Below are 14,813 nucleotides of genomic sequence, written 5' to 3'. Positions count from 1 at the left end.
AAGTAGAAGGAAGAAGTCAACAGTCAACAGTCAACAGTCAACAAATAATATGCGATCCAACAAGCTATTTAACCGCACGCGCTGGCAACTTGCGGGTTGGTATGCGATCGTCATTGGGTTGTTGTTAGGTATATGCGGTGTTGCAGTCTATCAGGTTGTGTTTCACACGCAGCGATACATCCTCCAGGAAAAACTACAGTCCTTAGCCGGAACGCTGCATGACACTATCGAACCACAATTACAACAACCGGGACAGCTTTCATCCAGCTTGAAAACTATTTTGCCCGGTTTATGTCTGTGGAATGAAAACTGTTACTCTTCAGGCAATAACGGGGCGCGACATACTGCTAGGGTGTTTCAGCAGGAGGGATATTATCTCCGCTTTTTAGACCAATCTGGGCGAATATTAGGGAAGGTTGGAGAGCAGCCGGATGTATTAGAAAACTTTGCACCAAAAGAGTTTTGGCAAATTCTGCATCTTTCTAATGGCGATCGCTTTTATCAAATTTCTCTATTACTAAGAACAAACAGCGGTTTGCCTTGGGGTTATATGCAAATTGGGCGATCGCTCAAAGAATGGGATGCCTATCTTAACACCTTGCAATTGTTGCTCTTTTTAGGCTTACCCTTGGTCATGCTGCTAGTGGGAGGAGCTAGTTGGTGGTTATCTGGATTAGCGATGCGACCAATTTATCAGTCCTATCGCCAGATGCAACAATTCACCTCCGATGCCGCTCATGAATTGCGAACGCCTCTGGCTGTCATTCAGACTACTGTTGAGGATACTCGTCAGGCTGAAGATTTACCGGAGGTTAGTCAAAACCTGGATATTATTGAACGACAAAACATCCGCCTTTCTAGGTTAGTGAAAGATTTATTGTTTATTTGTAGAATTGAGCAACAACAGATTCCGACTCAATTGCAGCATTGCTGTTTCAACTATCTGATCGGCGATTTAGTAGAAGAACTTGCAGGTTTAGCAATGGTGGCTGAGGTGGAATTGAAGTTAGAAATTCGTGCTTCGCGAGCCGTTGTAATTCTTGGGGATGAAGCCCAACTTTACCGAATGGTGACGAATTTAATTACCAACGCGATTAACTACACTCCCCCAGGAGGGCTAATCCTTGCCATCCTCGATTGCACCGACAAGGAAGCCATAATTCAAGTTCAAGATACGGGTGTTGGTATCGCCCCAGCCGAGCAAACGCGAATTTTTGATCGTTTCTACCGAGTGCAGAGCGATCGTTCTAGAGCCACGGGTGGTGCTGGATTAGGGCTATCGATTGCAAGTGCGATCGCAGTGGCTCATCAAGGCAGCATTCAAGTCCAGAGTGAGTTAGGAAAAGGCAGTACATTTACAATCCGTCTACCACTCAAATGAGAACAATATTACTGCGATCGCGTCAAGATTGCCTTTGCAAGGAGAACCGCAGAATATCAATCTGTGGGTTAACTCGATCGTAAGTGCGATCGACCCGACCAAAATTAACGGAGTATTGCTTATTTTGGAAAATATCAGCAGAGACAAGCTAGATAAATCTCTCGCCAATTTGGTACTTTAGACCGCAACAGCCTTCAATTAAGGTATCAGCAGCGATCGCTAATCAAGAAAACTCTCACGCGATCGCCCCCCTCGCCCCCCTCTTGTCGCACTCGCATCTTGCCTATGTCCAAAAACCCTGATTTAATCAGCTTTCTTCCCATCCTGCGAAACTTCCCGCTAAATTAAAGAAGTAAAAAAATCATTCACGTCCTACCCAGGAGATGCCATGCCTCGCGTCAGAGCACCAGAATTCCCCGGAAACTACCCCTGGCTAAATACCGAGAAACCTTTATCCATTGAATCCTTAAAAGGTCGGGTCGTCCTCCTCGACTTCTGGACGTACTGCTGCATCAATTGCTTGCACGTCCTCCCAGACTTAAAATACCTCGAACAAAAATATAAAGATTCCCTCACGGTTATCGGCGTTCACTCGGCTAAATTTGAAAACGAAAAAGAAGTAGAAAACATCCGCCAAGCTATCCTCCGCTACGATATCGAACATCCTGTAATCGTTGACAGCGGCATGAAAGTTTGGCAAAGCTACGCGGTTCGCGCTTGGCCGACTTTAATGGTTATCGATCCTGAAAGTTATGTCGTTGGGTTTGTTTCCGGCGAAGGCAATAGAGAAGCACTTGACGAGTTAGTTGGCAAGTTAATTGCTGAATACAAAGATAAAAATGCGCTCAACTTTAAACAACTGCGTTTTAGCTTAGAAAAACAGCGCAAACCTGTATCAACACCGCTGGCTTTTCCCGGAAAAGTGCTGGCATTTGCGATCGCTGCAACGGAGGCAAAACACCTTCACCAACAGGTTGCGCTTTTGGGCGAAATGAGTCAGGAAAATGAATCTGTAGATGAAACTGTATTGCCAGGGCCTGCTAATTCAGTCATACAAAACTTAGTCGGTTCTTGCTTATTTATTGCCGATTCTGGACACAATAGGATTGTTGTCAGCACCCTCGAAGGTGAAGTGCTGCACGTCATCGGTAGCGGCAAACCGGGTTTAACTGACGGGGACTTTGAAGAGGCTGAGTTTTTTGCACCTCAAGGTATGGCTTTTGATGCAGAAAGTCAAATTCTATATGTTGCTGATACGGAAAATCATGCTCTCAGAAAGATTGATTTTACCACTCAACGGGTAGAAACTGTTGCTGGTACGGGCGAACAAAGTCACGAAATTTCACCCCGCAGCGGCAAGGCTTTAGAAACGCAATTGAATTCGCCTTGGGATTTAGAAAGAGTTGGAAATAGACTTTTTATTGCAATGGCGGGTTCCCACCAAATTTGGGAAATGCAGTTAGACACTGGCACGATCGGCACTTATGCAGGTATTGGCCGAGAATCCTGTGTTGACGGGAATCTTGCAGAATCTGCTTTTTCTCAGCCCAGTGGCCTGTCTACGGATCGATCGGAGTTGTTTGTTGCCGACAGCGAAATTAGTTCGATTCGTGCTGTGGGTATAGATGAAGACCCGAAGGTTCGCACTGTTTGCGGTAGCGGTGAATTGTTTGGTTTTGGGGATAAAGATGGTCGCGCTGAGGAGGTAAGGTTGCAGCACTGTTTGGGTGTTGAATACGCTCAAAATTACCTCTGGGTGGCTGATACTTATAATCACAAAATTAAGCGGATCGACCACCGGGGCGGTACGTGCAGAACAATGATTGGAGATGGTACAGCAGGTTTGGTTGATGCTAAAGGTCTCAAGGCTCGATTTTTTGAACCTTCAGGGTTGAGTGCGATCGGGCCTCATTTGTTTGTTGCTGATACGAACAATCATGTAATTCGGAAAGTTGAGTTGGATACGCTGGAAGTCACAACTTTGGATTTCCCCAGTTTGTGCGCTCCGGAGGTTTGTGTTCCTGATTAAGTCGATCGACCTTTTTGACATCAGGCACGGTTTTCAATTCTCCTGATTACCAGATTGATTGTGGTAAGGTAGGGTGCTCTTCGGCCCACCTTACCGCAATTTTTCAGCAAAGTAAGTTAACCTAATTATTCGCGGTAAGTGCAGTTCCTCACCCGCAATTCACTCATGGATGCAGAACCTCTATATTTAGGGTGTACAGCCCCATAACACCTAACCGATACAAGTAGAACGCCACACCACTTTTTGCGTCTAGGACTGAATTACTAAATGTTGTTAATTCCATCGCTACTAAAACCGCGATCGCCCCTATTAAATAATCGCAAAAATCCTCGCCCCCATCTAAAATTCCGAATAGCTCAGCAGCCGCACTATTTTTTCATCATCGTTCAATTCGCCGACAATTCGTCGCACGGGTTTCGGCCAGATTTTAATCAAAGTAGGAGTTGCTGAAATCTGATCTGCCTCAGCTTGGTCTGGATGTTTCAAAACATCAATTACTTTTAAAGTGTAGGGACGATCGAGGCATTGCTCTAAAAACTGGTGTAAAGTTTCTAGGGTGCGTTCGGTGCTGGGGTTGCTGCCGGAAACAAACAGACGCAAAACGTACCCTTGAGTTTGTGGCGGTGGGGTGAGTGCTGTTGGTTTGGGAAGCCGAGTTTGCTGCGCTTGCGGAAAGCCCAAGGGAGTTACTATGGAACTGCTCCAGTCCGATCGAGCTTCGGGGCTGGCATACTGTACAACTAAGTCGTGATTTTCCCAAAGTTCGGGGAATTCTTCGTGATAAGTAGCAATCGCCATCGGTTCGCACATTTCTTCGCTCCGGGGATGCCACACTAAGTCGCCAGTCCCAAAAATGGCGTTCAGCAGCGTTTGATGTCGCAGCACGGGGGGGTAAGCCTCGGCAACAACCCGCACCTGCCGATCGCCTGGATCGAGCCAGGAGTCAACGGTTGCCGTGTAGCAAGGTATCAGAAAATGCGGGGGTTCCGACAAACCGAGGAGCTCCTGTAGAGCTACGCACAACTGCAAATGCCAGCGAGTTTGCTTGTGCGGGTCTATGCAATAGATTAAGTCTCCCCCTGGTGTAAACAGCGCAATGCCTTTAAAAATTTCTGGCAAAATCGGGCGATCGACTTTCAATTCAGTACACCAATAACTGTTAACAGTTAACAGTTAACTGTTAACAGTTAACTGTTAACACTCGACCTTTAAACTCGACCTCGGAGCATCTGAGCCATTTCGTTCGGAAACGGCGAGTTCTCTACACAAAGTTCTTCAGTAATCCGACCTTCTTGATAAAGGCCGTAGAGCGACTTATTCATCGTCGTCATGCCTTCATAAGTATCTTTGATCATGATTTGATTGATTTCCTCATTCTGGCCCTTCAGAATGTATTCCTTAACCACGTCGGTATTGATCATAACGTCGTGGAAAGCAGCCCGCTTTCCGTCTGTGGTTTTGCACAGCAGTTGAGCAATAATCGCCACTAGGGATTCGGAAATTGAAACCCGTATGGCATCCTGTTCTTCCGCCCCGAACATATCAAGAATCCGGTTCAGGGTCTTAACCGCACTGTTGGTGTGCAGGGTTCCTGCAACTAAGTGACCGGTTTGAGAGGCTTTGAGGGCGATTTCCACCGTCTCTCTGTCCCGAATTTCTCCTACTAGCAGCATATCCGGGTCTTGTCGCAGAGCGCCTTTGAGAGCGCTCATAAACTTGAGGGTGTGCCTGCCGACTTCCCGGTGCTTAATCAAGGATTTTTTGCTTTCGTGTACGAATTCTACGGGGTCTTCGATCGTGATGATGTTGTAGGCTTTATTCTTATTGATGTAGTCGATCATCGCGGCCAAGGTGGTAGACTTACCCGAACCTGTCGGGCCTGTTACCAAAATCAGCCCTTTGTGGTAGCCACATATTTTTCTAAAGACCTCCGGCAGTTTCAATTCCTCCAGTGTCATTATTTTGGCAGGAATTAGCCGCAGCACCATTGCCGGGCCGGCCAAGGAGTCCATGCAACTAATCCGAATGCGGACGAACCCGAAGTCGAAAGCGCCGTCAAAGTCTAGAGTTTTTTGGAAAATTTCAATTTCTTCATCGCTCATGCACTCCCGCAACCAGCCAAAAAACGTATCTAAATCGGTCGGTGGATAGCCGATGTCGGCAATCTCGCCCCGGGTGCGGAAGCGGGGAACTTCGTTTACTCCGAGGTGAAGGTCGGATACTCCTTCATCTTTGGCTCGGATTACTAGCTCTTTCAAACTCGGAACTCCGCCGCTGCTAGAGCTCTGGCTTTTAGGTGTGGCGAAGGATTGCGGCGCTGGTGCGGGTGGCGCTGCTGGTGCTGGTGCGGCAGGCGGCGGTGCTGGCGGCATTCCTGCTGCTCTGGGGGGCATCCCTGGAGCTGGAGGGCGGGGCATTCCTGGCGGTGGGGGGGCTCCGGGTACGGGCGGGCGAGGAGCTGGCGGATGCTGTTGTGTCATATGCGCTACCTTAAGTTGGTGAGAAGGCTGACTCGAACAGATGATTTGTGGGAGTTGAACAATGCCGATCGCCATTGTGCGCGTCTTGCACAAAAGCTTAACTGTTGTTCTCAGTCTATCCCAAGATAGGGTCGTAGTGCTGCACTACTAAGGAAATATTCTGCCAATTGGAGGATGCCATCACTCTCGATATATGATCACATATGGACTTTTGACTTTTTTGGATAAATTTCTTAAGGAAAAGAGTTTGCAGCAACTCAACAGTATTAAATTATACTTTGCCAAACTATTAAGGAGTTAAACGGATGAATTCTGTCGATCGGGCTTTTACTCCTGCTCTGGAGTTGGCGAAGTCGATTCGCGCCCTGGAAGTGTCGCCTTTAGAAATTGTCAATCTTTACTTGGAACGGATCGATCGATTAAACCCTCAGCTTGGCAGTTATTTTACAGTAAGCGCCGATCGGGCGATCGCCCTGGCTAAATCTCAAACCGAGCAACTAGCTGGCTTAAACAAGCCACAGGAATTGCCACCTTTTTTCGGAGTACCAATTGCGATTAAAGACTTGACACCAGTTGCCGGCGTTCCCTGTACCTATGGCACTCAAGCTTTGGTGAATAACATATCTAACTACAGCGAGTCAGTGGTATGGCGCATCGAAGCAGCGGGATTTAACATTCTGGGCAAAACAGCAACCTCTCAAATTGGCTCATTGCCTTACACCGAACCCCCAGGTTTCCTGCGGGCGCGCAATCCCTGGAATTTAGAGTATACGCCCGGAGGTTCCAGCGGCGGCTCAGCGGCGGCTGTAGCGGCGGGTTTATGCGCGATCGCCCAAGGTTCAGACGGTGGCGGTTCGATCCGAGGCCCAGCTTCCTGCTGCGGTTTAGTGGGCATTAAACCATCCCGGGGGCGAGTTTCCTGGGCCCCCGTCGGAGATTACCTCAGCGGCATTTCTGCCAACGGCCCCCTGGCGCGCACTGTAGCTGACGCCGCCGCACTTTTGGATGTAATGTCAGGCTACACAACAGGCGATCCGTACTGGCTACCAGATTCAAATCCGACGTTTTTAGAAGCTTCCACTCAAGAGTTAGGCAAGCTACGAATTGCTTTTTCTACCAGTATTTCCCCTGTGGGCGAGGCTTCGGCTATCTGTCAGCAAGCGGTACTCGAAACCGTCAAGTTACTGACAGATTTGGGTCACGATGTCGAACCGGGATGTCCTGATTTTACGGGTTTAATCGAACCGTTTATCGCAATTTGGCAGTCTGGGGCGGCGGCAAGCGGCATTCCAGGCCCTGCTTTGGAACCGATGAATCGCTGGCTGTTAGAAAGAACTATTTCCGCTGGGGAATATTTGCGGGCGGTGAATCAAATGCAGGTGATTTCACGGCGGATTGTGGGATTCTTTGAAAAATTTGATGTGTTAGTTTTGCCGACTTATATGCACTCGCCAATCCGGGTTGGGGAGTGGGCGGATTTGAGCTTTGAAGAAACTTTGCAGCGAATTATTAATTGGGTTGCTCCTTGTCCGCCGTTTAATGCTAGTGGTTTGCCTGCGATCGCACTTCCTGCCATTTTAGATAACAACGGTTTGCCCGTGGGAATTCAAATTATCGGGCGGCCTGCGGCGGAAGCTACTTTAATTGCTTTAGCGGCGCAGATGGAAGCGGCGAAACCTTTCCCCGTTTTAGATTTTAAATAGGGAAGAGCAAGAAATAAAAGCACGTTTCCCTTTTTTATGGGTATGCCAAATCAGGACTTGTGCGCGGCGAACAAAAAATCCGGTTTATTGCAGAATTTTCTAGTCAGCCATCCCATATTTGACTAATAAACCGAGTTGATCGCCCAGTCATACTTATTACCAATTACGCTGTAATTTATTGATAATACCTCTTTAGATTGATAGACATTTTGATTATTTCCTTTTAAATATGGTAGCAGTTCGCTGCCAATATTTAGGGTGACATTCATGTTAACTTCCGGCCCGATTACCGCTCCCGTTCCCGTTTTCCTGGTTCTTTTAGCAATCATGCTAATCGCACCGCTGGTATTTGAGCGCTTGCGACTGCCGGGAATAGTCGGTTTAATTATTGCTGGCGTAATTGTAGGGCCCAACGGTCTCAATTTGCTGCAACGGGACGCTACTATTGTTTTGTTAGGTACTGTAGGATTGCTGTTTTTAATGTTCCTAGCGGGACTGGAAACTAGCCTCGACGACCTCAAACTCAATGCGGACAAAGCGGTCATATTTGGGCTGGCTACTTTTTCGCTACCGATGATATTGGGGACAGGAGCAATGCTGCTGTTGGGATATAGCTGGCTGGCTGCAATTTTAGTCGCTTCTTGTTTTGCTACGCACACGCTTTTAGCGCTGCCAATTCTCACCAAATTGGGATTGATGCGAACTCAGACTATTACTGCGACTTTGGGCGGAACTTTAATTACCAATGTGTTGGGACTGTTGGTGCTGGCAATTGTTGTCAAAGCTTACAAAGGAAATCTCACGCTCGATTTTTGGCTGGTTCTCATTCCATCTCTTGCTATCTATACTTTTGCTACTTTGTGGGGAGTCCCCAAAATCGGTCGCTGGTTCTTTAAGAAATTCGGCCACGACGAGAATGCCGAATTTATATTTGTACTGGCTACCCTATTTCTAGTTTCTTACGCAGCAGAACTAATTGAGATTGAGGCAATTATTGGTGCATTTTTATCGGGAATTGCCATTACTCAAATTATTCCCAAAATGAGTCCGCTGATGAATCGGATTGAGTTTATTGGCAATACGCTGTTTGTGCCGTTTTTTCTGATTTCTGTGGGGATGTTAATTGACCCGCTAATTTTGGTGAAGCAGCCACAGTCTTTGTTGGTGGCGGCGGTGATGATTTTAGCAGAGGTGGTAAGCAAGTTTTTGGCAGCTTGGCTACCGGGGAAATTATTTGGTTTTGAGTTTCCGAACATTATGGTAATGTTCGGTCTTTCTGTTGCTCAAGCTGCTTCTACTTTGGCTGCAATTACGGTTGCTTTTGACATTGAATTGGTTGATCGCGTAACGGTGAACGGCATCATTGCCATGATTTTAGTAACTTGTGTCGCTTCTCCTTGGATTGTATCTCGGTGGGGTCAAGAAATGCAGCAGCCGGGGTCGAGTTTGCCGACTGCTACTTCGGGAAAGCATTCATGGGGACAGCGAGTTTTAGTCCCTGTTGCTAATCCGAATACGGAAGATAATTTGCTGCGTTTGGCTTTGATTTTAGCAAAAACATCTCAGGGAACTTTGCTACCGCTGCATATTTTGTCCGATCGCGGGGAAGCAATTTCACCGGCAGATAAAATGCAGCAAACTCAACTTTTGACGGCTGCGGAAACTGTCGCCCATGCGGCTGCTTGTGCGGTTGAACCGATCGCGAGGATAGATGATGCGATCGATCGCGGAATCCTACGGAGTGCAACCGAACGCGAGGCTAGTTTAATTGTTTGCGGTTGGAAGGGATTTTCTACGACTCGCGACAATTTTTTTGGCAGCATCATTGACAATGTGGTAAGGCGATCGTCCGTACCCGTACTGATTGCTCGATTTCCCGATCCTCTCCAGAATACAGCCAGAGTTATTTTGGCGGTAACTGACAGCGAGTTGACTCGGTTTGGATTTCAGGAAACCGTGGATATTGCTAAGAGTTTGGCCGAGGAACTCAAGGCGAGTTTGCAAGTGTTGTTGGTGGCGACAAAACGGGAACAAAGCAACCAAAGTGCGGCGGAGGTGGGAATTCTCTCTGAGATACCAGTAAATCGGGTTCGGGGAAATTTTATCAAGTTAGTTTCGCAGAATTTGTTAGAACACGATTTGCTGATTTTAACAACAATTTCTCAGCAACAAAATTTGTGGGAAAAACCGGGAACTCTCAAAGAACCGGAAGCGATCGCCCGCACTCACCAAAACATTTCGATGCTTGTTGTTTATTTTCCTGTATCTTGAGGAAGAGTTTAACCGCAGATTATGTTATGAATCTGCATTCATCTGCGGTTAATATTTTAGGACTAAAGCCAACGGGCAAATTAAACAAAGGTATGTATAGCCTTTCTCAGTAACATGAGGTGCTCTGGCGGGCATAGGGCATAGGCATAGGGCATAGGGCATAGGGTTCGCCCCCATACCTCACCACGCTTGAGAACCGCTAGAGTTGCGATAGACTCGCTCTTTCCTAAGCTAAGAAAGAGCGCACAAGCGCAACTACATACCTAAAATTTAAGCCCTGTTTCTGACAATTGTGTAAGTCTTATATTTAATCCTAATCCAACGGAATTGCTAGCAAAATTTCCGCACCCTTGCGCGGTTCAGAAATACACTACATCGCTCTTTTCACTCGCGAAGTTGGTATTTTTTGGGCTGCCGATTAAAAAATCCTTCAACTCATCATCATTAGCACCCGCACAAGAAGTGCACTTAGGTACGGAATGTGCGATCGGCCAGTAAATATGCGTAGAGGCTTTGCCGATCGCACCCCGATGGAGGCAATTTCTCGGCATCTAGAACAATATCTCGGTATCTGGGAGAATTTTGAGAATATGGTGATCTACCCCCTCTAGTTCAATAAGGTAAAAATGAGCATCAGACCAAATTTCAGATGGTTTTCTTCAGTGGCGAGTGTTTTGGGTTCGATTTCGATCAGCCCTTTGAGTGGCGCGACATCCTCTGTAAAAGCAGCAGAAACGGTTGTTGTCCGCAAAGGTATTTTAGAATCGTCAATATCGGTGGCGGATTTGCGCGAACTCGCAGAAACAGGAAAAGTCCCCGCCAGACTGCAAGCTTATGCCAATCTCCTGTCTGAGGAACAGCGGAGTAAAATTTTTCGGGCGCTGCAAGCGAAAATTCCCCTCAATGTAGTAGGTCTGAGCAACTTGCTAAATACGGGCATCGGGACTGCCATCCTGACGGATTTGACTACAGTGATACCCAGGCGCGACGGTGCCGGTGTGGAAGCGCTGCGAGCGGCTTTGGTGCAGGGAGCAAACGCGCCGGAAGGCTTATCGGTATTGAGTTTCATTGAATCTTATCCGAGCTCGCGAGTAGTGGTGGATCTCGATCGAGCTTTCACAGTTTTGGGAAATATGAATGCCAGTTTTTGGCAAACTCAGCGCTTTATGGCGGCGATCGCACCTCAGTTAGCAGCGGTTAAACCCGCGTTTAAGCTGCCTTTCGATCCAACCCAGCCCGGCCCTAATTTGGTGCAGGTACGGGCGCTAGATTTGAAAGATAGTGTCCGCAATCGACTTATTCCAGTTGATGTGTACTTGTCGGAAGCTGCGACAGCCGACAAACCGACGATCGTCTTTTCTCACGGGTTGGGTTCCGTCCGCACCGATTTGCGCTACTTAGCCGAGCATTTGGCGTCTCACGGCTATGTAGTAGCAGCTTTAGAACATCCGGGCAGCAACGAGACAAATACCAATGCTGCGATGGCGGGGAAGTGTCCCTTGCTAGCTCCTCAAGAGTTTTTAGACCGTCCCAAAGACATCAGTTTTGTACTCGACGAACTGACAAAATTGAACCAAACTGATGATAACTTGCAGGGGAAAATTGCGATCGACCGATGGGTAATAATTGGCTATTCATTTGGCGGCGCTACAGCCTTGTCCTTGGCCGGCGCCGAACTGCAATTGAGCGCACTCAAACAAAGGTGTCAGGGGGATTTGATTGGGTTCAGCTTAGGCGAAGGCATTCAGTGCGCGGCGGCCGGATTGCCCGAAGAACGGTATCAATTGCGGGATGGGAGGATTAAAAGGGCGATCGCCATGAATCCGATCACATCATTATTATTTGGAGAAACGGGTTTAAGTGCAATTCAAATTCCCACCTTAATAGTAGCATCTTCTGCGGACAAAACAACTCCCGCCTTAGCCGAACAAATTGCAGGCTTTCCGAAAATTCCATCTCCTAAATGGCTAGTTGGTTTGGTAGGAGGAACCCATTTAAGTGTCAAAGATCCCAGTACAACTTTAAACCAGGTTCGTAGACCGAGTACAGTAATTACCGGGGATGAAGTAGTCGGCGACCAAGCTGTTAGCATACGCAATTATATTAAAGCTGTAAGTTTGGCTACCGCCGCGCAACTAACTGCTGAAGCTGATAAATATGCAGTTTTTCTAACACCAGAATACGCGCAATTTGCTTCCACATCGGCAATCCCGGTGCGGCTAGTAACAGAAATTTCCTCTGAAACTAATGCAGTAGTGCAAACTTTTCTTAAAGGGAATAAGTAGTGATTAGTAATTAATCATTAGTCCTCAGCTAATAACTAATTATTAAGAGTTGTAGTAATATCAAATAAGGTGACATGGAAATTATAATTGAGTGCGTCTTCTCGGTCGCTCCTGAGAGCACGGAGCCACACGGGAAGCTCCCACGGCACTCGGAAAATTATGATTCCGATGTCAGCGGAAACGATATTACGACTAGCAGCTTTTCCTTTTGTATGGGCGGCCGCTTAGCCCCGAAGGGTGTATTTTTTTCTTAAGCTGTTTCTGATATATTTTTTCCGTGCAAGGGCAAAATATAACAAACTGCTTCCACAAACTCTACTCCCAAACTGCGATGCCTAAAAAAAATCTTATCCCGTTATTGCTTCTGTTGGCAGCCCTATTTACCCTTTACGGTGACACTTTAACTTTTCTCCCCAAACCTGTAAGAGATACTAGCGTGGCAAGCCGAAAGTTCTTCGTCGGGTTGTGGCCAGATTGGTTGAGGCCGAGAGATTTCAACGAGAAAAGGCAACAGGATATTGATAAATTGCAAAAAAGTCCTAGCCCGAGTCGATAGTTTTGAGCTACCAACGACAAACCCGGTTTCTCTAACAATACCTAGCCATTTTCTTGTAGTATTGTAGGTTGGGTTAAGCGAAGCGAAACCCAACAGTACGATTTTAGATTTTGGATTGTAGATTAGAGATTTTTTATCCACTCTCTAATCTGTAATCGATTAAACTTAAGATTTTAGATTTTCCTCCCAGCGGTAAGGTGTGCATTGCACACCCTACAGATAGAGGTTATGCCTCCAGGGCTGTTTTAGATTGGTCTTCCCATCTAAAATCTAAAATCTAAAATCTAAAATTGATTAGGCTTGCTTTTTCAACCAGCTAAACATAGCTCGCAAATCTTTACCAACTTCTTCAATAGGATGTTCTGCTTCCTGACGGCGCATGGAGGTAAAACCTGGTTTGCCAGCTTGGTTTTCCAGAACGAATTCGCGGGCAAATTGACCGGATTGAATTTCGCTGAGAATTTTCCGCATTTCGGCGCGGGTTTGATCCGTAACGATGCGGGGGCCGCGAGTTAAATCGCCGTATTCTGCGGTATTGGAGATGCTGTCGCGCATTTTGGCGAGACCTCCTTCTACTATTAAGTCAACGATAAGTTTAACTTCGTGCAAACATTCAAAATAAGCTAATTCCGGTTGGTATCCGGCGTCAACTAAAGTTTCAAATCCAGCTTTAATTAATGCGCTCAAACCGCCGCACAAAACTACTTGTTCGCCAAAAAGATCCGTTTCTGTTTCTTCGCGGAAAGTGGTTTCCAGGATGCCAGCTCTGGTGCCACCGATACCTTTAGCATAGGCCATTGCCCGATCGCGCGCTTGACCGGAAGCATCTTGATATACTGCAAACAAACTCGGAACACCTTCCCCTTGTTCGTAAGTCCGTCGCACCAAGTGTCCGGGGCCTTTGGGGGCAACCATTACTACGTCTACATTGGCAGGGGGAACAACTTGGCCGAAGTGAATGTTAAAACCGTGAGCAAATGCTAAAACATTTCCTTCGGAAAGGTTCGGTTCGATTTGTTCTTTGTAAATAGTTTTTTGAACTTCATCGGGCAATAAAATCATGATGAAGTCAGCGGCGGCGGCTGCTTTGTCTACCGGGTGAACTGTTAAACCCGCGTCGGTTGCTTTGGCGGCAGATTTGCTACCGGGATACAAACCGACAACGACATTCATGCCACTGTCTTTGAGGTTAAGCGCGTGGGCGTGTCCTTGGGAACCGTAGCCGATGATAGCAATCGTTTTGTTGGCTAAGAGGTCTAGGTTCGCGTCGGTGTCGTAATACATACGGGCCATAATCCTTGTCTCCTGAGATGCAAATTGGGTGATTGACTGCAAAACTCTCATTTTATCAAAGTAGGGTACTTTTTTTGCAGAAATTTTTAGATTAAGATTTGGAAGGGGGAAAATAAAGGGCGATCGCGCTGAATTTAGCAGGGTTTCTGGCAGAGTCTGCGATCGTCAAATATAATTGTCAATAGCGTGCTGTGCTGTTGAAAAAAAACCCAACTATAGCAACCGCGCCCGACGCTATTGACATTCTTAATGGCTGAAACCATTGCTGTTACTGCTTCTTCCTTCTTCCTTCTTCCTTCTTCCTTCAGCTATAACTAACTTTTTTCAGATGAAAATAAAAGCAATACATCATGTGGCGATTATTTGCTCGGATTACGAAGCCTCGAAAAAATTTTATGTAGAAGTATTGGGATGTTCCATTATCAAAGAAACTTTCCGAACCGAGAGGAATTCTTACAAACTAGATTTGCGAGTCGGAAACGGCGACACCATCGAGCTTTTTTCCTTTCCCCATCCTCCTGAAAGAATTAACAATCCTGAAGCCTGTGGCTTGAGACATTTAGCTTTTGCAGTTGAGGACATAGAAGCATCAGTTGCTTACTTAAAATCCCAACAAGTAGAAGTAGAAGAAATTCGCCTTGACGAAATTACCGAAAAAAGGTTTACATTTTTCCGAGACCCCGACAACTTACCATTAGAAATATATGAGAATTAAGGAGTCTATTTATTTTGTCAAGCCGTTATTAAGTCAACCAGTCCGTAGTGCTGACTATAGAAATTGCATCATTCATTTCCCTCTAAAATATAAAATATAA

The 14,813-nt window shown here is 46.5% G+C and carries 12 protein-coding genes; 7 read left to right on the top strand and 5 right to left on the bottom strand.

The genetic code is table 11. From position 1 onward, the window contains the following. Positions 1 to 49: 49 nt before the first annotated feature. From rppB to QUA34_RS19305, 3 genes are all read left to right on the top strand, one after another. Entirely contained in the window at positions 50 to 1,381 is a 1,332-nt protein-coding gene (gene rppB, locus QUA34_RS19315; protein WP_333388933.1) for a two-component system sensor histidine kinase RppB, read from the top strand. A gap of 34 nt (positions 1,382 to 1,415) precedes the next feature. Next, complete coding sequence (locus QUA34_RS19310; RefSeq protein ID WP_333322605.1) at positions 1,416 to 1,562, top strand: hypothetical protein; 147 nt, start codon at positions 1,416 to 1,418, stop codon at positions 1,560 to 1,562. Positions 1,563 to 1,769: 207 nt separating this feature from the next. Continuing rightward, positions 1,770 to 3,410, top strand: coding sequence for a thioredoxin-like domain-containing protein (locus QUA34_RS19305; protein ID WP_333322607.1), 1,641 nt, complete (start codon positions 1,770 to 1,772; stop codon positions 3,408 to 3,410). Positions 3,411 to 3,749: 339 nt separating this feature from the next. Here the strand turns inward: QUA34_RS19305 and QUA34_RS19300 are convergent, their stop codons facing one another. Further along, a complete protein-coding gene (locus tag QUA34_RS19300) occupies positions 3,750 to 4,550 on the bottom strand; it encodes a circadian clock KaiB family protein (RefSeq protein WP_333322609.1) in 801 nt (266 codons plus the stop codon). 68 nt (positions 4,551 to 4,618) lie between these two features. Further along, positions 4,619 to 5,890, bottom strand: a complete 1,272-nt coding sequence (locus QUA34_RS19295) for a type IV pilus twitching motility protein PilT (protein ID WP_333211472.1) — start codon at positions 5,888 to 5,890, stop codon at positions 4,619 to 4,621. Positions 5,891 to 6,195: 305 nt separating this feature from the next. On the opposite strand from QUA34_RS19295, the gene QUA34_RS19290 reads away from it, so the two are divergent. Then, positions 6,196 to 7,593 (top strand): amidase, encoded by a 1,398-nt coding sequence (locus QUA34_RS19290; RefSeq protein ID WP_333322614.1) that lies wholly within the window; start codon positions 6,196 to 6,198, stop codon positions 7,591 to 7,593. 122 nt (positions 7,594 to 7,715) lie between these two features. Here the strand turns inward: QUA34_RS19290 and QUA34_RS19285 are convergent, their stop codons facing one another. Next, positions 7,716 to 7,922, bottom strand: a complete 207-nt coding sequence (locus QUA34_RS19285; RefSeq protein ID WP_333388932.1) for a hypothetical protein — start codon at positions 7,920 to 7,922, stop codon at positions 7,716 to 7,718. Between QUA34_RS19285 and QUA34_RS19280 the strand changes: the two genes are divergently transcribed. Continuing rightward, a complete protein-coding gene (locus tag QUA34_RS19280; RefSeq protein WP_333388931.1) occupies positions 7,921 to 9,864 on the top strand; it encodes a cation:proton antiporter domain-containing protein in 1,944 nt (647 codons plus the stop codon). The genes QUA34_RS19285 and QUA34_RS19280 overlap by 2 nt on opposite strands. A gap of 359 nt (positions 9,865 to 10,223) precedes the next feature. Here the strand turns inward: QUA34_RS19280 and QUA34_RS19275 are convergent, their stop codons facing one another. Beyond that, on the bottom strand, positions 10,224 to 10,415 hold the full coding sequence (locus QUA34_RS19275) for a hypothetical protein (RefSeq protein ID WP_333322618.1): 192 nt from the start codon (positions 10,413 to 10,415) through the stop codon (positions 10,224 to 10,226). A 75-nt stretch (positions 10,416 to 10,490) separates the two neighbouring features. Between QUA34_RS19275 and QUA34_RS19270 the strand changes: the two genes are divergently transcribed. Next, on the top strand, positions 10,491 to 12,149 hold the full coding sequence (locus QUA34_RS19270; protein WP_333388930.1) for an alpha/beta hydrolase: 1,659 nt from the start codon (positions 10,491 to 10,493) through the stop codon (positions 12,147 to 12,149). An 850-nt stretch (positions 12,150 to 12,999) separates the two neighbouring features. Here QUA34_RS19270 and ilvC read toward each other — a convergent pair. Continuing rightward, entirely contained in the window at positions 13,000 to 14,049 is a 1,050-nt protein-coding gene (gene ilvC / locus QUA34_RS19265) for a ketol-acid reductoisomerase (protein WP_333043995.1), read from the bottom strand. A 277-nt stretch (positions 14,050 to 14,326) separates the two neighbouring features. Between ilvC and gloA2 the strand changes: the two genes are divergently transcribed. Continuing rightward, positions 14,327 to 14,713, top strand: coding sequence for an SMU1112c/YaeR family gloxylase I-like metalloprotein (gene gloA2, locus QUA34_RS19260; RefSeq protein ID WP_333259973.1), 387 nt, complete (start codon positions 14,327 to 14,329; stop codon positions 14,711 to 14,713). Positions 14,714 to 14,813: the final 100 nt, after the last annotated feature.

Source organism: Microcoleus sp. POL10_C6 (assembly GCF_036701585.1).
Lineage (GTDB): Bacteria > Cyanobacteriota > Cyanobacteriia > Cyanobacteriales > Microcoleaceae > Microcoleus.
The sequence above is the reverse complement of the archived record's forward strand: the minus strand, read 5'-3'. Positions and strand labels throughout refer to the sequence as shown.

What these genes read in the sequence shown, in the direction of transcription:
- ilvC (WP_333043995.1), bottom strand. Translation starts at nt 14,049, where the DNA reads ATGAGAGTTTTGCAGTCAATCACCCAATTTGCATCTCAGGAGACAAGG.
- QUA34_RS19305 (WP_333322607.1), top strand. Translation starts at nt 1,770, where the DNA reads ATGCCTCGCGTCAGAGCACCAGAATTCCCCGGAAACTACCCCTGGCTA.
- QUA34_RS19290 (WP_333322614.1), top strand. Translation starts at nt 6,196, where the DNA reads ATGAATTCTGTCGATCGGGCTTTTACTCCTGCTCTGGAGTTGGCGAAG.
- QUA34_RS19295 (WP_333211472.1), bottom strand. Translation starts at nt 5,890, where the DNA reads ATGACACAACAGCATCCGCCAGCTCCTCGCCCGCCCGTACCCGGAGCC.
- QUA34_RS19280 (WP_333388931.1), top strand. Translation starts at nt 7,921, where the DNA reads ATGCTAATCGCACCGCTGGTATTTGAGCGCTTGCGACTGCCGGGAATA.
- QUA34_RS19270 (WP_333388930.1), top strand. Translation starts at nt 10,491, where the DNA reads ATGAGCATCAGACCAAATTTCAGATGGTTTTCTTCAGTGGCGAGTGTT.
- QUA34_RS19275 (WP_333322618.1), bottom strand. Translation starts at nt 10,415, where the DNA reads ATGCCGAGAAATTGCCTCCATCGGGGTGCGATCGGCAAAGCCTCTACG.
- gloA2 (WP_333259973.1), top strand. Translation starts at nt 14,327, where the DNA reads ATGAAAATAAAAGCAATACATCATGTGGCGATTATTTGCTCGGATTAC.
- QUA34_RS19285 (WP_333388932.1), bottom strand. Translation starts at nt 7,922, where the DNA reads ATGATTGCTAAAAGAACCAGGAAAACGGGAACGGGAGCGGTAATCGGG.
- rppB (WP_333388933.1), top strand. Translation starts at nt 50, where the DNA reads ATGCGATCCAACAAGCTATTTAACCGCACGCGCTGGCAACTTGCGGGT.